The sequence below is a fragment of the Pseudomonas sp. GW456-L13 genome (assembly GCF_017350115.1).
Classification (GTDB): domain Bacteria; phylum Pseudomonadota; class Gammaproteobacteria; order Pseudomonadales; family Pseudomonadaceae; genus Aquipseudomonas; species Aquipseudomonas jessenii.
The window spans coordinates 153684-175894 of sequence record NZ_JACNAS010000002.1; the positions used below are offsets into that span (position 1 = coordinate 153684).

A 22211-nucleotide genomic window follows, 5' to 3' on the forward strand; every position below is an offset into this window, starting at 1 on the left:
CAATGGCCCGGTTCCGATCGGGCTTTTTTACGCCTGCCTTTTATCAATCAGCACCCTTCCCTGCCCAATGGTCACCAGCAGGTGGCCGGACGGCTGATGAATACACCTAACCTACTCCGAGGGATCAACCATGCATCCATCATTTCAAGAGCGTAGCGATGACCTAGGTGTGCCGCTGCATCAAACAAGTGCCGTCCGAGTCGGGGACTTCGCCCGTATTGGACGACCAGCCCCAGCCAAACCGGTGCGCTACCAAATCTCCGGCGGAAGCTTCGGCATGTACCAGATTAAAGACCTCACCACAGGCAAGACTTGCGCCTTCAGTGGTGCCTACAAGGCCGCTCACGAACTCGCCATGCAGTTTGAAGCAAAAGCGAATCGCCAAGTTGCAGTTACTCTATGAAAATGCGGAAGCCAAACAACATGCGCACGCGGATAGAGCGAACGAGCCGAGCACTGCTTAACGCCAATCACGTCGCGGTAGTCCACATCGACCCCAGCGGGCGTCAAGGGATGATCAACAGGAAGACCTGCAAGAGCATCCCGCCAGGACAGCGCATGGCCGAAGCAGTCTGCGACATTGCCCACCGCTGGACGATCTATGTCAGCGTCCAGTGTCGTGATCAGCGCGGCCACCGCTACACGAAATCGATAGAAGTCGCGCCTCAAGGCAACTATTTGGCTGCGCACCTCGAAGAGGTGATCGAGGAAACCTACAAGTACCTGGTCGCCGAGAGCAATCCGAATCATCGGGTTGCTTCGGGCTGGATCGCCATTCCCGCCGAAATATCGCTGACTGAAGAGCAAGCCGCCCAGGTGTTCGACGCCGTGGGCGTCTGGAATCAGCAGAGGGCAGCATGAGAAGCATCAGCAACCAGGTACGCCAGCGCCGACGACAGGCATGGCTGGATCTACCGGCCCACGGAATTGAAGAGACAGGCCGTGGCCAAGAGCAACGCGGATATTCAGCGGGACAAGCGCGCCAAGGAGAAAGCCCTGCTGGAGCGGATCGGCGCCGAGAAGCGGTCGCTGATTGTGTCGAAGACGCTTGATGATGCATTTCAGGTGCTTGGCGAGCGTCACGACTTCGAGGAATGGCAGGAGACGGTATCGACCCTCCTAATTAACCTCGCCGCCGCGCCCGCCGAAGTGTCCGCTCGATTCGCAAGCATGTCGCGACCGGAAATCGTCATAACCGAAAAGCAGTCGCGGCAGCTTGAGCGGTTTGCGAAGACCGGCACTGAATAACCACTGCCCATTGCCGCATCCAGTCATGGATTGATCCGCTTATCCCATATCTAAGATTGATGATGTGCCGCCGCTGCTTTGAAAACATCTGTTCGTTTATGATGTAAAGGATCCTCCACTGCATCGTCCCAAAAGCCATTCGCGAGCAATAATGGAATGTGTTTGCAATACTCCTCAGAGCACAACAGGTAATAAAATAACATTGCTCGTGCACCAACACTCAACTGTGAGCGCAACGCATTCAAAGCAAAGATACTCTGGTCATTTGATTTACTGTATAGACGTATGTAATCCAAAATAAAAGCTATTGAGGAAAAATACGTAAATATATAGATGCCGTACTTATTTTTTGCTGCCGAATATCTGACATGAACATATGCATACAGATCAGTGGGCAGTCTATCAACTGGCATACCCCCTCTCACCTCATTGTAAAACATATGCCATGTGTAATTGACAGCCCTCACGCCTTCAAAAATAGTCAACTTATAATTAACGGTATCTTCAAGATACAATGACTTCCCCACTTCCACATTTGCGGAAAACAGCTGAAACAATCTCGCATCAAAAACTTGCTCATCATGTTTTTTGTCGTTTTCAGCTGCAGATTTAACCTGTAGAAAAACAGTATACAGTAATGCAGAAAACGCAAAAAAAGACAAAAGAGGATTTAATACACCGCCAAAATAATCCCCAAACTGCCCCCAAACTTCTTGGCTTCCAGAGAGTTGAGTTGTGAACGCCTTTACGTAAAACAGCGCGACCATAATTATTAATATAGCAACAAATAGAAATGCAATAATTAATAGCTTCTGAATTCTTACGTTCATTTTTCTTCCTTCCGCAGCCCCATATCGGGCCGAACACAAATACCCCACTTCAACGAATCACGCCAGCCGGCGAGGATCCCCTATGCCCATTTCATACGGCTCAGTTTGCTCGGGCATCGAGGCCGCGACCATGGCCTGGCATCCGCTCGGAATGCGCGCCACCTGGTTCGCCGAAATCGAAGCGTTCCCCAGCGCAGTGCTGGCTCACCATTATCCGAACACGCCGAACCTCGGCGACATGACCAAACTCGGTGCCCAGGTACTGGCCGGCAAGATCGCAGCGCCAGACATTCTTGTCGGAGGAACCCCATGCCAGGCCTTCAGTGTCGCCGGCATGCGCAAAGGCCTGGCCGACCCACGTGGTGCCCTCACCATCAAATATGTGGAGCTTGCAGATGCAACTGACTATGTTCGCGCCAGCCAACGAAAGCCTCCCTGTGTCATCGTCTGGGAAAACGTCCCCGGCGTCCTCAGCGACAAAGGGAACGCCTTCGGATGCTTTCTTGGCGCGCTTGCTGGGGAAGACTGCGAACTGCAGCCTTCAGGGAAGAAATGGCCGGACGCTGGTTGTGTGTATGGACCCAAAAGAACAATCGCATGGCGGGTCCTGGACGCCCAATATTTCGGCCTGGCCCAACGACGCCGCCGTGTGTTCGTTGTCGCAAGTGCTCGAGACGGGTTCGATCCCACCGAGGTTCTTTTTGAGCGAGAAGGCACTCGCCGGGATAGCCCGCCGGGACGGGAAGCGAAGTCAGCACTTCATCCTACTCTCACGGCACAAGGGGGAGGCGCTCTCGATGACCGAGAGGCATATGTATTGGAATCCGAAGGAATTCGCCGAACCAGTGTAGGCGAGTGGGAACGTTGCCAAGGCTTACCTCTTAACTACACACTAATTCCCTGGCGAGGACGTACTCCTGAACATTGCCCTGACGGGCCACGCTACAAAGCCATTGGTAATAGTAAAGCGGTGCCAGTCGTAAAATGGATAGGCCGCCGAATTCAGCGACTTTTATAAAGCTGATTAAGATCTCATTCTCTCATTCAGTACACGCTTAATTTCAGCATATTCCAGATCTGTTTTTTTCATATACAAGTGAACAGCAGCATGACAGTTTGGACAGAGTAATGCCAGATCTGAAGTAGCTACCTGATGGAGAGCATCGTATGTCGAAATAGCCGTTTTATGGTGAGCTTCAATATATGGAAAATTATAGACCTTTTCAAAGTTAATTTTGCATATTTCGCACACCCAGTCCGCGTTAGTTTTTATCGCACCCACTACGCCTGAGCTTCGTTCAGCCATAAGATGCGTTACATATTTCTTACCACCTTCCTCATAATACCGCTCAATCTGACCAACTACAGCTTCATCTTGAAACCGCCCTGAGCGCTTAACAACTACATGAGTATCTCTAATTTCAGAAACCGCGAAACGCCCCTCAAATACCCAGCTTTTCCCCTCATCCGAAAATAGGAAAATTGGATACATGTACCGAACTTGATTGATAAGCGCTTGATTGGCTTTTTCTTCATAGGAAACCACATTCATTCTCGCCTTGAATGAATAATTAAATTCGGTTTTATCGATACTCGTCCAGCCGTCACTTTCATAGCTACCAGGACGCACCTTGATAATGACACCTTTGAGCGATGGAAATTCACCTATCCAATTAATACCCTGCTGCGGAGTATTGCCAATTAAAAACGAACGCCCCTGCCAGAATGAGGAAGATTCAACCTTTGAAAATTGAATTAGATCGAACAAATTTCTTTTCGAAACAACTTCCCCGCCTTGCAAATCAAATAGATCACTACACACTGTAAGATTCATTGCAATCTCTCATCCAGAAGTAGCTCAACAGCAAAAGGGTCTCGCAAGCTTAGATCAGTCCTAAGTTCCGGATCCACATAACAGACCCTTGTCGATTGTAAATCATAGCCGGTTGAGGCAAGAACAACCGTCATATCCACAACCGCGTTGAATCTAGCGATCTGTCGTACCCGCTCAACACCTACGTATTGGTCAACTTTGCAATCACCCTCAAAATCGCCAAACATATCGACAATCTGATGCGACCATATTTCGAGCCCCACAACCACATTAAACTCTGCCTCGCCGACCTTAGCACCACACAACTCTCTATCCAGAACATTCAGTTTTTCAAAAGAAAAGTTCTCTTCAACGACATCTGTTGCGATGAAAGCTGTATCAAACTCCAAAACACTTAAGTAACGCTTCGCCGATTCTAGAACCTCGCTTTCTAAAGAGGCAAACATCTGATCGGCAAACCGCGCGGGATCATAAGGCCCCACATGAGCAAAAGCACCGATAATTGAGTCAAGAGTACTCAGATAAATCAAAGACGAAAACTCAGAACAAAAATCACGCATATCGCCATCATTGCTTACCACATATATTTTTTCACCTTTTTCTCGAGCGAATTGCAGCAGAGAAAAACAGACAAACCCGTCTGGAAATTCATGTTTCTTCCCCTCACTAAAAGGAGCGCATTTAGAGTAATATCGCTCAAATACATCAACCGGATTAACATCATCGAAAGGCACAGTCTCTGGCCTTGCCAATTCTATGAAGCGACCATAATTCTCAAGAAGTGCCGTTGCTATTTCTGTTGAAGAAGTGCGCTTGAAGGCACCTGAAACTGGAAGACCTGTCGCATTTCTAAGAACCATCGCCTCCTTCGTAAAATCTTTAATGCTCTTCGCGGCGTTTACAGCTCCAGCCTTTATATGATCCCTGATTTCAAAATCGATAATTGGGCTCATTAATAAAACAATCTCGCCGGAGGAAGCCAACAACGACAAACGTTCCAGCTCATACGTCAAAAACTGAAAATTCTTTCCTTCGTAGATATTGGTATCAACAAACACATACTTTGTTTCCAATACAAAATTCGCCACCTAAAACGTCCTTTTTTTTCCGCGTCATGGAGAGCTCAGCAGATATTTTGCCAGGCAAATGGCCAGCATAGCTCACACAGAACGGATAACGCAGCGAGTCCGAGCAAATCAGATGACATTCTCGAGTCCCCCACTCATTAACACCTCTGCAACCAAGCGCGGTTGGAGCATCACTATGGAAAAAGAAATTCTCTCGGATGAAGAGCTCGCCGAGCTTACAGGCTACAAGGCCAGAGCTTACCAACGCCGATGGCTGATTGAACGTCAGTGGGTATTCGTCGAAAGCCGCGGTAAGCGACCGCTGGTGGGCCGGATGTACGCTCGCATGAAGCTGGGCATGATCAGCCCCACCATTGCCGACCCGAACCCGCCGCCAGCCGCACCGGCATGGACGCCAGACTATTCGCGAGTGAATTGATATGCGACCCCGCAAGACCGAGCACCAGAACCTTCCTCCTCGGATGTACAAACGTTCCCGGCAGCGCAAGAACGGTAGCACCTGGACGGCTTACTACTATCGCGACCTGCTCGGCAACGACATCCCGTTGGGCAAGGACCTCGATAAGGCCAGGCTGAAATGGGCCGAACTCGAAGCCAAAGAAAAGCCGCTCGACCTGCGCACCATGAAAGGCATCTTCGACCGGTATATCCGTGAGGTGGTACCCAAGAAGGCACCGCGCACGCAGAAAGACAACCTGGCAGAGATCAAACAACTGCGTCCAATGTTCGACAGCGCGCCGATCGACTCGATCACGCCAGCAACGATTGCTGGTTACCGTGATGCGCGATCGGCAAAGGTGCGAGCGAATCGGGAGATCGCCACCCTCTCCCACATTTTCAATATTGCCCGGGAATGGGGGCTGACGACAAAGGAGAACCCCTGCCAGGGCGTGCGCAAAAACAAGGAAACGCCGAGGGACTATTACGCGAACGATGTGGTTTGGGATGCGGTTTACAAGAAGGCAGCTCAAGAGCTGAAAGAAGCGATGGACCTAGCCTATCTGACCGGCCAGCGGCCGGCAGACGTGCTGGTCATGCGGAAGGACGATGTTGAAGGCGGGTATTTGAGTGTTCAGCAGAACAAGACGCACAAGAAGCTGCGTATTCAGATGACGACTGCCGGGGAAGCGAACAGCCTGGGCAAGCTGATTGCGGCGATCATAGAGCGAAACACTGTGCACGTTTCGAGCTATCTGATCATCAGCCGGAGCGGCAAACGAATGACGGCTACGATGCTCAGGAAGCGATGGGATGCAGCGCGTGAAAAGGCAAAACAGGAGGCTCTCGAACACGGTGACGAGCTGCTGGCCAACCGGATCGGAGAGTTCCAGTTCCGTGATATTCGGCCGAAAGCCGCATCGGAAATTAGCGATGTCGGTGACGCAAGCCTGCTGCTGGGTCACACAAAAGGCGACATCACCGAGCGGGTTTATCGTCGCGTCGGCGCCATCGCGAAACCCTCAAAATAGGCAAAAAATGCGTTCCATAACTCGAAACGCGCCCCTTGTAGAATGCGGTCTGTAGCGATGCTGCAAAACAAAAGTATTGGGACGAAAAATCATCACAAGCCGCGCGTTTTGCGGCTTTCTATAGCGGTCTTGAAAACCGTCGACTGTAACAGGTCCATGAGTTCGAATCCCATCGCCTCCGCCATATTTGTACCGATAGAGCCCTGATTATTCAGGGCTTTGTCGTTTCTGGGGTTTGGGAATCGGTGCTGCTTTTCAGAGCCGTTACAAAACCTTTTGGTAACCCCTCGACCAAGCTGAAAGCGCCGCTACAGGGAAAAGGTCGCCAGCTGACCTTCTTGACCGACAGTAAACGGCTATGGATTCAGCCGGTCGCGACGGGCAGTAATCGTCCAATCCGCTCTTCCCGCAGAGATCTCGCGGCCCTCGGCCCGAAACCTTCTCGGCCGCTTAAACCTTCCAGGCAACCCCCATCCGTTGCTGCTTTAGCAGAATCCTCAAAAAAACAAAATGATTCCACCTGGCCAATTCGTGACCGATTGGTATTCGCTGTGAACGCTAAATTGGCACGTGTCGATATCAGGCAAGGAGGCGGCGTGGACAGGTAACTGAATTATCGAACAAGCCGGGTAAGGTGGCGCCTCTTTTCATGGAAATAACCACATCGCGACGATGGGTTTGATAAGTACGGCAGCGTTTGAAGGGTGCCACTTTCAGGAAGCGGCAGCAGGAAACGATGATGATCCGTTGCCCCCATCACTTCGCTTAAATGTCGATCAGCAGAGAAAAAAAACCCGATGATTAGCCCGAGCTCCAAGGATTCGAATGGCCAATTGGCACAGGGCTTCAAGCCTCGTCACGTAACAATGCTGTCAATCGCCGGGATTATCGGCGCCGGTTTATTCGTTGGTTCAGGACATGCCATTGCAGCTGCTGGCCCGGCCGTCCTGCTGGCCTACCTATTCTCAGGCCTGCTTGTGGTTCTGGTCATGCGTATGCTCGGTGAAATGGCGGTGGCCAACCCGGACACAGGCTCGTTCTCCACCTATGCCGACCAGGCAATAGGTCGTTGGGCAGGCTTCACCATCGGTTGGCTGTACTGGTGGTTCTGGGTACTGGTGATCCCTATCGAAGCACTGGCCGCCGGCCATGTGTTGAACCAGTGGTTTCCCCAGATCGATGCCTGGCTGTTCGCCCTGGTGTCGATCATTGCGTTGGTGATCACCAATCTGTTCAGTGTCTCCAAGTACGGCGAATTCGAATTCTGGTTCGCCATGGCCAAGGTGGTGGCGATCATCGGTTTCATCGGCGTGGGTTTTGCCGTGCTGATGGGCTGGGTTCCCGATCGGGAAGTCAGCGGCTTGAGCGGCCTGATGGCCGAGCATGGCGGATTTGCCCCCAACGGCCTGTCGGCGGTAGTCGGCGCTTTCATCACCATCATGTTCAGCTTCATTGGTACTGAAGCGGTCACCATCGCCGCCGCCGAATCCGACAATCCCTCGCAGAACATTGCCAAGGCCACGCGTTCGGTGATTTGGCGCATCGGCGTGTTCTACCTGTTGTCGATTTTCGTGGTCATCTCCGTGGTGCCCTGGAACGATCCGCTGCTCGCCCAGGTAGGCTCCTACCAGCGGGCACTGGAGATCATGAACATTCCCCACGCCAAGTTCATGGTGGACGTGGTGGTGCTGATCGCCGTGGCCAGTTGCATGAACTCCTCGATCTACATTGCTTCGCGCATGCTGTACTCGTTGGGTCGTCGTGGCGATGCGCCGAAGTCGCTGAAGGCGACCTCCTCCGAGGGCGTGCCGCGTGCAGCAGTCATCGCCAGCACCGTGCTGGGCGCGGCGATCACCGTGTGGAGCTACTTCATGCCCGCCGGGCTGTTTAACTTCCTGCTGGCCAGCTCCGGCGCGATTGCCTTGCTGGTGTACCTGGCCATTGCGGTGTCGCAACTGCGCATGCGCCGGATGTTGCGTCGGCAAAACATTGAGCTGACCTTTCGCATGTGGCTGTTTCCATGGCTGACGTGGCTGGTGATTGCGTTCATTTGCGCAGCGCTGGCAGTCATGATGATCACCCCGGAGCACCGTACCGAAGTCAGCACAACCATTGGCCTGGCGCTGGCGATTTCCTTTATCGGCCTTGTGACGTCGCGTCACCCTGCGCAGGCTGCGAGGGTGACGTCAGTGGGATAAACCAAGGAGGTATTTGCGCCAAACCTGCTCCCTACGCCAAGGCTGGGGAGTATTACCAGCTCCTGCGTCTCAGGCCGTAATCGCTCTCTGTGAGGACATGACCACGATGTCATCGAACTCCACCGTGTCCGACGGTACGACTCAATCCGTTGGTTTTCTGCTGCTGGATAAATTCACACTTATTTCCCTGGCGTCCGCAGTAGAGCCACTGCGCATGGCCAATCAGTTGTCGGGACGAGAGCTATATCGCTGGCATACGTTCAGCCCCGATGGAGAGCCTGTCTGGGCCAGTGACGGCGTGCCGATCACTCCGGATGCTTCGTGGAACAATCCATTAGTGGCGGACACTGTAATCGTGTGCGGTGGTGTTGGAATCCAGAACGTGATTACCCGCGAGCACATTACCTGGCTGCAAGCCTTGGCGCGTCAATCCAGACGGTTGGGAGGTGTGTGCACCGGCAGCTGGGCGCTCGCCAAAGCCGGGCTGCTCGACGGCTACGAGTGCAGCGTGCATTGGGAATTCTTGGCTGCCATGCAGGAAGCTTTCCCGCGAGTCAGCATCAGCGCGAGTCTCTTCACCCTCGACCGAAACCGTTTCACCAGTTCGGGCGGCACCGCGCCGCTGGACATGATGCTGCACCTGATTGGTCGCGATCATGGTCGTGAACTATCCGCAGCCATCTCTGAGATGTTTGTTTACGAGCGCATACGCAACGAACAGGACCATCAGCGGGTTCCGCTCAGGCATGTGCTGGGAACTCACCAGCCTAAGCTGCAGGAGATCGTCGCGTTGATGGAGGCCAATCTCGAGGAACCGATCGACCTGGATAACCTTGCAGAATACGTGGATCTGTCACGTCGACAGCTAGAACGGCTATTTCAGAAATACCTTCACTGTACGCCGTCACGCTACTACTTAAGGTTACGTCTTATTCGAGCGCGACAACTGCTTAAGCAAACATCATTGTCGATCATTGAGCTGGCGTATGTATGCGGTTTCGTGTCCACACCACACTTTTCCAAGTGCTATCGCGAGTACTTTGGTGTTCCACCAAGCGACGAGCGTTCCGGCTCTGACATGAGTCGCAAACCGGCAACGCTTGCGACTACGCAGCAGTCATCAACTAAACCACTGACAGCGCTCGACCAGGCACGAAACGAATCGACTTTTGCCAGTGTTCGAATGATTGATCGTTTCGACTTGGCGCAATCGTGCTGACAGGACGTCCCTGCCACCCCATTCATCCGTAGTGCATGGGTTTACTCAATAAGATCACGCAGGAGATTTGACGTGCACATTGGTGTTCCTCTCGAAACCCAGACCGGTGAAACACGGGTTGCTGCAACCCCGGAAACCATCAAGAAGCTGATCGGCCAGGGCCATAAGGTCACTGTACAAAGCGGCGCCGGCATTAATGCCAGCGTTGTCGACAGTGCCTATGAAGCGGCAGGCGCAAGCATTGGCAGCGCCAACGATGCGTTTGCTGCCGAGCTGATTCTGAAGGTGGTCGCGCCCAGCGACAGCGAGCTCGCCCTGATCAAAAGCGGCACCGTAGTGGTGGGCATGCTCAATCCGTTCAGCAATGAAACCATCGCCAAAATGGCCGAATGCGGCATTACCGCCTTTGCCCTGGAAGCCGCGCCGCGCACCTCCCGCGCCCAAAGCCTGGACGTACTGTCGTCGCAAGCCAACATCGCCGGCTACAAGGCTGTGTTGCTGGCCGCGCACTACTACCCGCGTTTCATGCCGATGCTGATGACCGCTGCGGGCACCGTGAAAGCGGCGCGCGTGCTGATTCTGGGTGCCGGTGTGGCCGGTTTGCAGGCCATCGCTACCGCCAAGCGCCTGGGGGCGGTGATCGAAGCGTCTGACGTGCGTCCGGCGGTAAAAGAGCAGATCGAATCCCTCGGCGCCAAGTTCGTCGACGTGCCCTACGAGACCGATGAAGAGCGCGAATGCGCCGTCGGTGTCGGCGGTTACGCCCGCCCGATGCCGGCCAGCTGGATGCACCGCCAGGCCGCCGCTGTGCACGAACGCGCCAAGCAGGCGGACATCGTTATCACCACCGCGCTGATTCCCGGCCGCAAGGCGCCGACGCTGCTCAGCGCGCAAACCGTGGCCCAGATGAAACCGGGTTCGGTGGTCATCGATCTCGCGGCAGCCCAGGGCGGCAACTGCCCGCTGACCGTGGCCGACCAGGTGGTCGTCGAAAATGGCGTGACCATCGTGGGCCCGACCAACCTGGCCAGCGCCGTGGCGGCTGACGCTTCGGCGCTGTACGCCCGCAACCTGCTGGACTTCATGAAACTGTTGTTCGATAAAGAAGGACAACTGGTGATCAACCTTGAAGACGATATCGTCGCCGCGTGCCTGATGTGCCGCGACGGCCAGATCGTGCGCAAGAACGGCTGAGGATAAAAACAATGGAAGACATGCTGATCTCTGACGGTATCTACAACCTGATCATCTTCGTGCTGGCGATCTATGTCGGTTACCACGTGGTCTGGAACGTCACGCCTGCGCTGCACACCCCGTTGATGGCGGTGACCAACGCGATCTCGGCGATCGTGATCGTCGGTGCCATGCTGGCAGCGGCTTTGACCGTGACGCCACTGGGCAAGACCATGGGCACCCTGGCCGTGGCCCTGGCCGCGGTCAACGTATTCGGTGGCTTTTTGGTCACCCGCCGCATGCTGGAAATGTTCAAGAAGAAAGCGCCGGCAAAAGCTCCGGCCGCCAAAGCTGAAGCAGTCAAGGCTGAGGTGCAGCAAGCATGAGCATGAACCTGGTTACTTCCCTGTATTTGATCGCCTCGGTCTGCTTCATCCAGGCGCTCAAGGGCCTCTCGCACCCCACCACGTCGCGCCGTGGCAACCTGTTCGGCATGCTCGGCATGGGCCTGGCGATCCTCACCACGGTCGGCCTGATCTACAAGCTCGGTGCCGAACTGGCTCAAGACGGTATCGTCTACGTGATCGTCGGCCTGCTGATCGGCGGCACTGCCGGTTCGATCATGGCCAAACGCGTTGAAATGACCAAGATGCCGGAGCTGGTCGCCTTCATGCACAGCATGATCGGCCTGGCCGCGGTGTTCATCGCCGTGGCTGCCGTGGTCGAGCCGCAGTCGCTGGGCATCGTCAAGCAACTCGGTGACGCGATCCCGGCCGGTAACCGCCTGGAACTGTTCCTCGGTGCCGCCATCGGTGCAATCACCTTCTCCGGCTCGGTGATCGCCTTCGGCAAGCTGTCCGGCAAGTACAAGTTCCGCCTGTTCCAGGGCGCACCGGTACAGTTCAGTGGCCAGCACAAGCTGAACCTGCTGCTGGGCCTGGCCACACTGGGCCTGGGCGTGACGTTCATGCTCACCGGCGACTACACCGCTTTCGGCGTGATGCTGGCGTTGGCCTTCGTGCTCGGCGTGCTGATCATCATCCCGATCGGCGGCGCGGACATGCCCGTGGTCGTGTCGATGCTCAACAGCTACTCCGGCTGGGCAGCGGCGGGCATCGGCTTCTCGCTGAACAACTCGATGCTGATCATCGCCGGCTCGCTGGTAGGTTCGTCCGGTGCAATCCTCTCGTACATCATGTGCAAGGCGATGAACCGCTCCTTCTTTAATGTGCTGCTCGGGGGCTTCGGCAATACGGCGGACGCGGCCGGCCCGGCGGGTTCGAAGGAAGCCCGTCCGGTGAAGTCCGGTTCGGCCGACGACGCGACCTTCCTGCTGACCAACGCCGACACCGTGATCATCGTGCCGGGCTACGGTCTGGCGGTGGCACGTGCGCAGCACGCGCTGAAAGAGCTGACCGAGAAGCTGACCCATCGCGGCGTGACCGTGAAGTATGCGATCCACCCGGTTGCCGGTCGTATGCCCGGCCACATGAACGTGTTGCTGGCCGAGGCCGAAGTGCCTTACGACCAGGTGTTCGAGATGGACGACATCAACTCCGAGTTCGGCCAGGCCGACGTGGTACTGGTGTTGGGCGCCAACGACGTGGTCAACCCGGCCGCGAAGAACGATCCGAAATCGCCGATTGCCGGCATGCCGATCCTCGAAGCGTTCAAGGCCAAGACCATCATCGTCAACAAGCGCTCGATGGCCAGCGGCTACGCCGGCCTGGACAACGAACTGTTCTACCTGGACAAGACCATGATGGTGTTCGGCGACGCTAAAAAGGTCATCGAAGACATGGTCAAAGCCGTCGAGTAACCCTCTGCGCAACACTGAAATGACGCGCCCTCCCCTATCCTGCGAACGTTATGCTTTCGCAGGACAGGGGTGAAGATTTATAGACGAACGCTGGCAAAGGTTGACTCGTTACGTGCCTGGCTCAACGCTGACATCGAACCGGCCAGCGGCGACAGCACCAATGCTTGCGGCAGCGGTATCATCGCCACCTGCTGCGTGGTATTGGAGCCGACGCGCTCGTCACGCGGCGGAATGCCGAAGTACTCGCGGTAGCACTTGGAGAAGTGCGGCGTGGACACAAAGCCACAGATCGACGCCACTTCGATGATCGACATCGGCGTTTGCTTGAGCAACTGGCGCGCGCGGACCAGGCGCAGTTTCAGGTAGTAACGCGACGGCGAGCAGTGCAGGTACTTCTGGAACAGCCGCTCCAGCTGGCGACGGGACACGTCGACATACACCGCCAGTTCGTCCAGGTCGATCGGTTCTTCGAGGTTGGCTTCCATCAACGCGACGATTTCCTGCAGCTTCGGTTGATTGGTACCGAGCATGTGCTTGAGCGGCACGCGCTGGTGATCCTGTTCGTTGCGGATGCGCTCGTAGACAAACATTTCCGAGATCGCGGCGGACAGTTCACGCCCGTGATCGCGGCTGATCAGGTGCAGCATCATGTCCAGCGGCGCGGTGCCGCCAGAGCTGGTGAAACGGTTACGGTCGAGGGTGAACAAGCGGGTACTCATTACTATCCGCGGGAAAGCCTCCTGCATCGCCGCCAGGCACTCCCAGTGCACACTGCAATCGAAACCATCGAGCAGTCCGGCGCAAGCCAGGGCCCAGCTGCCGGTGCAGACCGCACCGAGTCGGCAGGCCTTGCGGGCCTGGCCTTGCAGCCAGGATACGTGTTCACGGGTAACGGTGCGCTGAATGCCGATGCCACCGCAAACGATGATCATGTCCATCGGCGGGGCTTTGTGCATGGAAGCGTCAGGGGTGATTTGCAGGCCGTCACTGGCCCAGACCTGGCCGCCATCGACGGTGAGGGTGGTCCAGCGATACAGCTCGCGACCGGACAACTGGTTGGCCATGCGCAGCGGTTCTACAGCGGACGCCAGAGAAATCAGCGTGAAATTGTCCAGCAACAGAAAGCCGATGGATTGAGGCGCACGGTTCTGGGGTTGAGCCCCGGAGTTGAACGTCGTCATCGCGGTATCTCCTCACACAAAGCGGGTGATTGGCCTCAGGCAAAGGCTCTTTTTATACCCCCATCCAAAAGTGGGTGGGTTTGTTCCTATTCAACCTGCAAAGGTCATACCCAATTACCTATGTTTGAACGGATCCAAAAACGACATCACCCAATGTCTCTACGCTGAGGGTTTGCAGGGCGGGAGCCATAAGGAAAACGCTTGATTTTGAGCCTGTGCTTATCAAGCTTGTGCACATTCGTAGCACATACGCGAGAGATGCCTATAAACGACGACTTATTTGTCACCGACACTCACATGTCGGTTTTTGAAAACAATAATGACCAGTGCCCCGATTTTGGGCTGACACAAGCGTCATGCGCTATAAAAGTGATCTGCGACCGGTTGAATCCACAACCCATAGCTGCCTTTCAAAAGTGGTTGAAGTTCAGCCATCAGGATGACCGTTCAACCTTGCAGATAAGCCGGCAAGCCTTACCTGCCCGATTGCCGGGTAAGCAAGTGGATTAGCGCATCATCGTCGATTTCGAAGACCACTGATTTTGCGTCGATTTCCGTTAGGAACTCACGACTACTCACTAACGTCAAATGGCGACCTCTGATGAGGTCGCCATTTTTCAGCTGATTTGATCAGTTGCCGTTTGGCATCGACAAGTTGATGCCTTCTTTTTTCAGGGCATCACGCACGGTTTGGAATTTCTGGTACTGCGACAGCTCGATCGGCCCGTCATAACCCATGCTTTGCAATTTACGTGGCGGGTAATCGACGTAGGTTTTCATTAGCTTCATGATCGCCGCCGAGATCGGCACCATAGTCCAGGTACGCTCAGTAAAGTTGTTCATGAAGAGGTCATAGCGCTCTTGCGGGTCTTGCCACAAATCAAAGACTTGCGGCACGGTGGCCACGTATTTTATTGCGCCTTTCCATCCTAGATTAGTGTCCACGGCCAGACCACCGGTTGCCGCGCCATCATCGCCGCGCAGGTTGAATACGGCCTTATAGTTTCCGACACGGGCCGCACCCGGGGACAATTCGTTCTCAGTGAAATAGAACCACTCCTTGCGCGGTGAAGGGCCGTTGCCAGTGAGTACTGGCGTCATATCATAGCTGTCGAAGAGGATTGGCTGACCCTCGCGATCTTTCTCGGGCAACTTCACGCCAGCCACAGAGGCGAACGTCGCCATCAAATCCAGGCCACCGAGAATCTCGTGGTTTTTCGTGTCCGGCTTGATCTTGTCTGGCCAGACGGCAATGGCTGGTACCCGATTACCCCCCTCACGCACTGTACCCTTGGTCCCGCGAAATGGGGTGTAGCCGGCATCCGGATAAACATCCTGCCAGGCCCCGTTGTCAGTGGTGTAAACCACCAGCGTGTTTTTATCCAGGCCGAGTGCCTTGAGCTTGTCCATGATGCGGCCGATGTGAGTATCGAGTTCGACGACAGAGTCGGCGTACTTGGACTTGGACATGGACTTATGAATGAACTCCGGTGCTGGCATGTTCGGCTGGTGCACTTTCATGAAGTTGACGTTGATGAAAAACGGCTTGTCCGATTTGGCCGCGGTGTCTAGAAACTCCAACGCAGCTTTTTCGACATAGTTGTCAAAGAACGGTATGCCGACCACGCCAGGTTTGCCGTCCACCACAGGTGTGTCCACGTACTGACCATTGACCTTGAACTCTTCGACCGGCTTTTCACCTGCCTTGCCGGACAACGCGCCTTTGGTGACCTTTTCAAACATCGCACGGGTTTCCGGATCCATGTCGGGGAACCAAGTCGGGTCTGCGTAGGTGTAGGCATTGAGGTGATACAGGCCGACGTATTTCATCACGTCATAACCTTGAGCATTGGGAAGGGCATAGTCGGCTTCACCCAAATGCCATTTGCCAGTGAAATAAGTGTCGTAGCCACCGGTTTTCAGCACCGATGCCAGCGTCCATTCGGCGGCGGGCAAGCCACCGCCCTGGCCCTGGAAGGCCACGGTGGTCATGCCGCTACGATTGGGGATGCGCCCGGTTTGCATGGCCGCCCGACCAGGCGTGCAGCTTGGTTGCGCATAAAAAGAGTAAAAAGTAACACCTTCTGCCGCCAGCTCATCAATACTGGGCGTAGGCATGCCGCGACCAACCCCACCGCCGTAGGGACCCAAGTCGCCATAGCCGGTGTCGTCGGAGACGATAAACAGGATATTGGTTTTTTCCGTTTGAGCGGCGTGAGCAAGCCCGTTCAATGACAATAGTGCAGCAAACACGACAGACAGCTTGAAACGATCCGATAGCTTGTCCATACCAGCAATCCTCGTTGTTTCATTGTGTTGGCAACCTGGTGATGAGTGCACAACTACATTGACACTTGGTGCGTTGACCACCGAGTAATTAGCCTAGGTATTGAGTACAGAATCATTTCCCCCTTGCTACATGACCATGCACAAGTTAAGGCGCAGGATAGAGTTTAGTGCGGTTTTTCAGATGTACGTGGTGAGTGCTCTGGCTGTATCAATAGAAGTTTTCTGAAGAAACCTTCTTCTGTTTCGGTCTAATAAAGTTTAGGGACACTCCTTTCAATGGAGAATGTTTCGCCCCGTTGTAGAGGGGGACGACTGATCGATGGCTCAAGGGAACATTAGTTGATACGAGTTAATCCGACTGGCCGGAGACAGTATTTTTCCCCGTCGAACATAGTTCAGATACCTGATCTAAGCTCATTGGCGGCAGGGTCATCCTCAGCCTTGTAACCGCGACACAACAACCCAAGCTCTCAATTTCGAGAAAGGAGTTGGTAGTGAACAATGGCGTTCGACTTGTTCCTTTCATTACCTTTGCGGTGGCATGGCCCGAAATTAGCCTCGCTGCCGATAGTCAGGCCGAGCTGGCCAAGCAAACGCTGAATCCCGTCGCCGCACTCTACAGCGTACCTATTCAGTACAACTGGAACCAAAAACTCGGCCCGAGCGGTGAGGGCTACCAAAGTGTCACCAACATCCAGCCAGTGCTGCCATTCAGTATTAATGACGAGTGGAACCTGATCTCCCGAACCATCCTGCCGATCATTGATCAGCATGGTCTGGTACCTGGCGGGCAGGCGGACAAATCCGGTATGGGAGATGTGACCCAGAGCTTCTTTTTTTCACCCAAGCAGCCGACTTCCAGTGGCTGGATTTGGGGGGCAGGACCGGCCATTCTGGTTCCGACCGGCAGCGATGAGCTTTTGAGCAGTGAGCAATGGGGGTTGGGGCCCACAGTGGTGGCCCTCAAACAGAGCAATGGTTGGACCCGCGGCATTCTGGCCAATCACATCTGGTCGCTGGAAAACAGCCCGCCCGATGACAAGGACAAGGTCAACGCGACTTTCCTGCAACCTTTCTTCAGCTACACCACTCACACCTACACCACCTTCGGCATCAACACCGAATCCACCTATGACTGGCAGACCCGCGAATGGTCAGTGCCAATCAACCTGTTCGTCACCCAGTTGTTCAAAGTGGGGCATCAACCCATGACCCTGCAAGCAGGACCACGCTATTGGGCAGACAGTCCGAAAGATGGTGCCGAGGGTTGGGGATTCCGGGTGGCGTTTACACTGTTGTTTCCCAAGTGAGTGCCAAAGCTCAATGGAGCATGTTAAGCGTCTGCTTCTGGCCAGTTTCTGCCTGTCGCCACCCGCAGCAATAGGTATCTGTCCAGGCACCTTTTACACACCGCCATATTGATACACCGTCGCACTCCAATACTGGCTGCCGTTACGTTTTTGGCGAACCCATCCATCTGCCACCAGTTGTTTGGCGATCATTCGATTCATAAAGCCATGACCGAGCAGCAGAACCGGTCCTTCGCTGGCAAGGGAATGAAGTCGTCGAGCTGCCGTGCTGGCGCGCATCCTCGCAGTGCCGGCGGATTCGACTCTGCGTGAGTAGCCGCATAACCATAAGACTCGAAGGATAAATGCTCATGTAAACGGCGATAGCCGTGGCAGTTTCCAGTGACCATAAGGCAGTTGCGCTTCACAGAAAAGCGCGTCGACAAGGGCGGGCTTCAGGCCAAGAGCCTGGACGGAGGTCAGCGCACGAGGCGCGCTGCTTGAGACAATCACCGTGGCGGTTGCGGCGAGCTGCATGCTGGCATCCGGGACGGGTTGGTTGGTAATTTCGGACTGGTTGTATTGCTCGATCTGGAAGAAGTGCGGTTCCGGGAACTTAAGGTTTGACTCTCGAACCAATCGTGATCGCGGTACCACGCCACCGTGTCGGTGATTGTCAGCTCTAGCGCCCGGAATCTCAGGCCAAGCTCTTGTTCAGTTTTGCTGTGGTTGAAGCAGGTGCGGTCCTTCTCCGCGACTATCGCCATAAATGGGGCATTACACCCACCCAAACAGGCGTTTACCACCAAACTTGAGGAATATTCCCCACTCCCACTTCTCTGGCTTAAAACACTTTAGAAACAGATTGTTAATTAGATTGAATTTTTTCTTCGCCCTACAGTAATGGCTCATTAGTTGCACACCCCCTGGTACCCGTAACAGCTGTCGCCCCGGATTTGGAGACGACGGGGCATCACGCGTGGGGTGAAAAATGAAACGCACTACTCCATCTTGCGACTCTTTCGGCTTGCTGCGCAAATCAAGCCTGCATTGTGCGATGTTCCTTACCTTGGCCACGGCAGAAGCCGCGCCGCTGGATGATTTCGGCCCGCCACCACCGACGGACCCCTCGGCGTTTACCAATCCGCCGGCCGACCCCAAGGCTGCGCTGGATGCCATAGAGGCCATGCCACCCGCCAACACGGGCGCCTACGCCCTGCCCAACGGTGTGTTCGGCACCCGCACCACGCCAACGGTCGACAACGTGCTGCCGCCAAACTTGCAAACTTCCTTCAAAATCCCCACCAACGGCAAGCCCAGCCCGTTGTTCGGGGCCCAGCCGTACACTCAGCAACTGCTGCTGTTCGAAGAATTCGGCACGGAAAAACTCGACCCGACACTGCCGGCACCGCCCCTGACCTTCCCGGTTCCGATCGTCGGCCCGGCGCCCACGCAGGACCCGAACAACATCGCCCGCAGCGGCCCTTCGGCCGCCGCGCTGGAAGCCTTCATGCGCCAGCCGGGGCTGTACCCGTTTCCGTCGCAGTTTTCCAACGTGCTGGACCGCAACCCGTGGAAAGCGCAGATCGAAGCCTTCCTCAACCGCCATCCGGTGGGCTCGCCGGCCGAAGGTCGTCCGCCAGGAAAAGGCTGGTCGCACCAGCGCTGGAACGAGTTCTACCCACAGGTCGCCTTCAAGACCGCTCAAGCCGGCGCCAAGCTCAACGGCGGCATGCGCGACCGCCGCCAGTTGCACAACTACGCCGTCGGTGAGTTCGGGCCGGGCGGGCTCTACAACCAGACCTCGGACAACCCGATCATAACGGGCACCACCAAAGGCATCGACACCCGCTTTCACCCCAACATGCCGATTCAGAACCACAAGGCGCTCTGGACCTTCGACGGCACCTTTCCGCCAAAACTGCTGATGGTGCGGTACGGCCAACCCGTGCTGATGCGCCACTACAACGCCCTGCCGATCGATCCGTCGGCCAACATGGGGTTCGGCCTGCACACCCTCAGCACCCACGAACACAACGGCCACTCCCCGGCCGAAAGCGACGGCTTTGCCAATGCGTTTTTCTTTCCGGGGCAGTACTACGACTATCGCTGGCCGATCCAGTTGGCCGGTTACGACTCCATCAACACCAGCGCTCAGGATCCGCGCGCGGCGTTCCCCTGCGCGCCGGGTGAAACCCTGTTCGTCAACGATGCCACGCCGGGCTTCAAGACCTGCGACAACGGCAGCATCAAGATCCGTGGCGACTGGCGCGAAACCATGAGCACCCACTGGTTCCATGACCACATGCTCGATTTCACCGCGCAGAACGTCTACAAGGGCAACGCGACGATGATGAACTACTACAGCGCCCTGGATCGCGGTAACGAAGCGTTTGTAGACGGCGTCAACCTGCGCCTGCCCAGCGGTTCGGCATTGCCCTGGGGCAACCGCGACTACGATGTGAACCTGACGGTGGCCGACAAGGCCTGGGATACCAATGGCCAGCTGTGGTTCAACCCGTTCAACACCGATGGTTTTCTCGGCGACCAGATCCTCGTCAACTGGCAGTACCAGCCGCGCCTGAACGTGCGGGCGCGCAGCTATCGTTTCCGCATCCTCAACGGCTCGGTGTCGCGCTTCTTCAGGATCGCGCTGGTGCGTGAAATCATCGGCACCGGTGGCGAGTTCCCCGGCCCGACAGGCTCCGGCCTGTCCTACACCCGCGTGCCGTTCCACTTGATCGCCAACGACGGCAACATAATGGAACACGCCGTGCCATTCGACGGCAGCATGGACCTGGACGCCGACGGCGATGTGCAGGACCACAACGCCATCCTGCCCAGCATGGGCATCGCCGAGCGTTTCGACATCATCATCAATTTCTCGAAACACGGGATCAGGACCGGCGACAAGCTGTACTTCGTCAACCTGATGGAGCACCACGACGGCAAGGGGCCGGAGGCATTACCGCTGAGTCTGGCCGATGTCCTGTCCGGCAGGTACAAGGCGGTGCTCAAGCTGGGCAGCAAAGGGCTGGAGTGGGACGCCGGCGATCCGGTGGTGGGCAAGTTCATGCAGATGGTGGTCCAGCCTTATGCCGGCCAGGACGTGAGCATGAACCCCGCCGACTTCGAACCCGCCAAACCGGGCAAGCCGGTGGGTAAAAGCATGATCGCGCTGACCCTTAACCGTGACGACCCGGCGGTGCAGGCCAAGCTCAACGCCGCGCGGCATCGCGAGTTCACCTTCGGCCGCTCCGACGGTACCGACGAAGAACCCTGGACGATCAAGACCGACGGTGGTTTCGGCTTCCAGATGGACCCTCGAATCATCAGCGCCGCTCCGCAACTGGCCACCGGCCCGACCCCTGCCGGCTTCTCCGGCGACGGTACCCTGGAAGTGTGGAAAATCAGGAACGGCGGCAACGGCTGGAGCCACCCGGTGCACGTGCACTTCGAAGAAGGCATCGTCCTCAAGCGCGACGGCAAGGCGCCGCCGGAATGGGAAAAATGGGCACGCAAAGACGTCTATAACATCGGCGAAGGCATCGACAGCTCACAGGACGTGGACATTGCGATCCGCTTCCGTGAGTTTGCCGGGACCTACCTGGAGCATTGCCACAACACCCAGCACGAGGACACCTCCATGCTGCTGCGCTGGGATGTCGAGCACCCCGGCCAGTTCCAGTTGATGCCAACGCCCCTGCCCGGCTGGGACGGCGTCACCTACGTCAATTCCGCCGCGCTGCCGACCTTCCGCACTGGCGATAGACGTGAAGAGGACGGCGATAACCAAAAACCGATCGCCAACCCCGACAGCGCCATCAGTAACACCGGCCAACCGGTGATCATCAACGTCCTGGCCAACGACAGCGACCCTGACGGTAACGTGCCACTTAAAGTGGTGGGTCTGGAGCAACCGGACTCCGGCAAGGGCGTGGTCAGCACCGATGGCCTGCGTGTGACCTATACACCACCGGCCACGGTCCCCGCGCCGTTCACCGCGACCTTTTCCTATAGCGCCAGCGATGCCAGGAACGCGGAGTCGGAACCGGCGATGGTGTCCGTGGCGGTCTCGGCAGCGATCAACGAGAACCTGATCGTCACCAGCGCGACCGTCACCGCCCGCAGCAACAGCCGCTGGTATTGGGTCCTGTCCGGCACCACCTCCCGTGGCACGGGCAATACCATCACGGCAACGGCCACGACCACAACCGGTACGGTGAACCTTGGCGCCGCCGTCCTGACGCAGACACCGACAGGCGCGCGCTGGAACATAGCGGTGACAACCGCCGGCAGCGGCCCCTCGCCTAGCCCGACGGCGACCATCAAATCGGCCTTCGGCAAAACCGTGACGGTGCCGATAAAGGCGAACTAGAGCGGATTGATCGACGCCCGGCCCATGCAATGTGGATCGGGCGTTTTTCTTTTGTGCAGCGTGCGGTGGGACCTAGGTGGGTTTTGTTGACTGTCCGCTCTATCCGCAAAGTGCCTGATGGATCTCAGCCTTTGTATTGACTGTTACACCGCCATCGCGGGCAAGCCCGCTCCCACAGGGGGGGGCTGCGTCGAGC

18 protein-coding genes and 2 pseudogenes are annotated in these 22211 nt (G+C 56.1%); 13 read left to right on the top strand and 7 right to left on the bottom strand.

Annotated elements, in window-relative coordinates; genetic code table 11:
- The first annotated feature begins 130 nt into the window (after positions 1-130).
- The 3 genes from J4D25_RS14860 (at position 131) to J4D25_RS14870 (ending at position 1248) form a co-directional block, all read left to right on the top strand.
- A complete protein-coding gene (locus J4D25_RS14860) occupies positions 131-403 on the top strand; it encodes a hypothetical protein (protein WP_131726859.1) in 273 nt (90 codons plus the stop codon).
- Complete coding sequence (locus J4D25_RS14865; RefSeq protein WP_057714269.1) at positions 400-861, top strand: hypothetical protein; 462 nt, start codon at positions 400-402, stop codon at positions 859-861. Before J4D25_RS14860 ends, J4D25_RS14865 begins: the two co-directional genes overlap by 4 nt.
- A gap of 81 nt (positions 862-942) precedes the next feature.
- Positions 943-1248: a hypothetical protein gene (locus tag J4D25_RS14870; protein WP_057714268.1), complete on the top strand. Its 306-nt coding sequence runs from the start codon at positions 943-945 to the stop codon at positions 1246-1248.
- Between the two features lie 50 nt (positions 1249-1298).
- Here the strand turns inward: J4D25_RS14870 and J4D25_RS14875 are convergent, their stop codons facing one another.
- Complete coding sequence (locus J4D25_RS14875) at positions 1299-2078, bottom strand: hypothetical protein (protein ID WP_057714267.1); 780 nt, start codon at positions 2076-2078, stop codon at positions 1299-1301.
- Between the two features lie 82 nt (positions 2079-2160).
- Here J4D25_RS14875 and J4D25_RS14880 point away from each other — a divergent pair, with 82 nt between their 5' ends.
- On the top strand, positions 2161-3096 hold the full coding sequence (locus J4D25_RS14880; RefSeq protein WP_079246738.1) for a DNA cytosine methyltransferase: 936 nt from the start codon (positions 2161-2163) through the stop codon (positions 3094-3096).
- A 6-nt stretch (positions 3097-3102) separates the two neighbouring features.
- Here the strand turns inward: J4D25_RS14880 and J4D25_RS14885 are convergent, their stop codons facing one another.
- Together J4D25_RS14885 and J4D25_RS14890 are read right to left on the bottom strand one after the other, a co-directional pair.
- The gene (locus tag J4D25_RS14885) at positions 3103-3912 is read right to left on the bottom strand and encodes an HNH endonuclease (protein WP_057714264.1); all 810 of its coding nucleotides are present in this window, start codon (positions 3910-3912) and stop codon (positions 3103-3105) included.
- The gene (locus J4D25_RS14890) at positions 3909-5000 is read right to left on the bottom strand and encodes a PIN domain-containing protein (RefSeq protein ID WP_057714263.1); all 1092 of its coding nucleotides are present in this window, start codon (positions 4998-5000) and stop codon (positions 3909-3911) included. Before J4D25_RS14890 ends, J4D25_RS14885 begins: the two co-directional genes overlap by 4 nt.
- 175 nt (positions 5001-5175) lie before the next feature.
- Here J4D25_RS14890 and J4D25_RS14895 point away from each other — a divergent pair, with 175 nt between their 5' ends.
- The 7 genes from J4D25_RS14895 (at position 5176) to J4D25_RS14925 (ending at position 12878) form a co-directional block, all read left to right on the top strand.
- Positions 5176-5418 carry a DUF4224 domain-containing protein gene (locus tag J4D25_RS14895; protein WP_057714262.1) on the top strand — a complete coding sequence of 81 codons (243 nt, stop codon included), beginning with the start codon at positions 5176-5178 and terminating at the stop codon, positions 5416-5418.
- Between the two features lies 1 nt (position 5419).
- The gene (locus J4D25_RS14900; RefSeq protein ID WP_057714261.1) at positions 5420-6469 is read left to right on the top strand and encodes a tyrosine-type recombinase/integrase; all 1050 of its coding nucleotides are present in this window, start codon (positions 5420-5422) and stop codon (positions 6467-6469) included.
- A 797-nt stretch (positions 6470-7266) separates the two neighbouring features.
- Positions 7267-8667 (top strand): GABA permease, encoded by a 1401-nt coding sequence (gabP, locus tag J4D25_RS14905; RefSeq protein WP_057714260.1) that lies wholly within the window; start codon positions 7267-7269, stop codon positions 8665-8667.
- A 106-nt stretch (positions 8668-8773) separates the two neighbouring features.
- Positions 8774-9886, top strand: coding sequence for a GlxA family transcriptional regulator (locus tag J4D25_RS14910; protein WP_373423041.1), 1113 nt, complete (start codon positions 8774-8776; stop codon positions 9884-9886).
- Between the two features lie 72 nt (positions 9887-9958).
- Positions 9959-11080, top strand: coding sequence for a Re/Si-specific NAD(P)(+) transhydrogenase subunit alpha (locus tag J4D25_RS14915; protein ID WP_057714258.1), 1122 nt, complete (start codon positions 9959-9961; stop codon positions 11078-11080).
- Positions 11081-11091: 11 nt separating this feature from the next.
- Entirely contained in the window at positions 11092-11445 is a 354-nt protein-coding gene (locus J4D25_RS14920; RefSeq protein ID WP_057712569.1) for an NAD(P) transhydrogenase subunit alpha, read from the top strand.
- A complete protein-coding gene (locus tag J4D25_RS14925; protein WP_057712570.1) occupies positions 11442-12878 on the top strand; it encodes an NAD(P)(+) transhydrogenase (Re/Si-specific) subunit beta in 1437 nt (478 codons plus the stop codon). The genes J4D25_RS14920 and J4D25_RS14925 overlap by 4 nt, the downstream gene beginning before the upstream one ends.
- 77 nt (positions 12879-12955) lie before the next feature.
- Here the strand turns inward: J4D25_RS14925 and J4D25_RS14930 are convergent, their stop codons facing one another.
- On the bottom strand, positions 12956-14059 hold the full coding sequence (locus J4D25_RS14930; RefSeq protein WP_057714256.1) for a GlxA family transcriptional regulator: 1104 nt from the start codon (positions 14057-14059) through the stop codon (positions 12956-12958).
- Between the two features lie 630 nt (positions 14060-14689).
- The gene (locus tag J4D25_RS14935) at positions 14690-16348 is read right to left on the bottom strand and encodes an arylsulfatase (protein WP_057714255.1); all 1659 of its coding nucleotides are present in this window, start codon (positions 16346-16348) and stop codon (positions 14690-14692) included.
- Between the two features lie 524 nt (positions 16349-16872).
- Here J4D25_RS14935 and J4D25_RS14940 point away from each other — a divergent pair.
- Positions 16873-17658: a hypothetical protein gene (locus J4D25_RS14940; RefSeq protein WP_057716590.1), complete on the top strand. Its 786-nt coding sequence runs from the start codon at positions 16873-16875 to the stop codon at positions 17656-17658.
- 93 nt (positions 17659-17751) lie between these two features.
- Here the strand turns inward: J4D25_RS14940 and J4D25_RS14945 are convergent.
- A pseudogene (locus J4D25_RS14945) lies at positions 17752-18228 on the bottom strand (histidine phosphatase family protein); the annotation flags it as partial.
- Positions 18147-18395 (bottom strand): annotated as a pseudogene (locus J4D25_RS27330) (hypothetical protein); the annotation flags it as partial. The pseudogenes J4D25_RS27330 and J4D25_RS14945, both read right to left, overlap by 82 nt.
- Before the next feature lie 233 nt (positions 18396-18628).
- On the opposite strand from J4D25_RS27330, the gene J4D25_RS14950 reads away from it, so the two are divergent.
- Complete coding sequence (locus tag J4D25_RS14950; protein WP_057714254.1) at positions 18629-22015, top strand: Ig-like domain-containing protein; 3387 nt, start codon at positions 18629-18631, stop codon at positions 22013-22015.
- Positions 22016-22211: the final 196 nt, after the last annotated feature.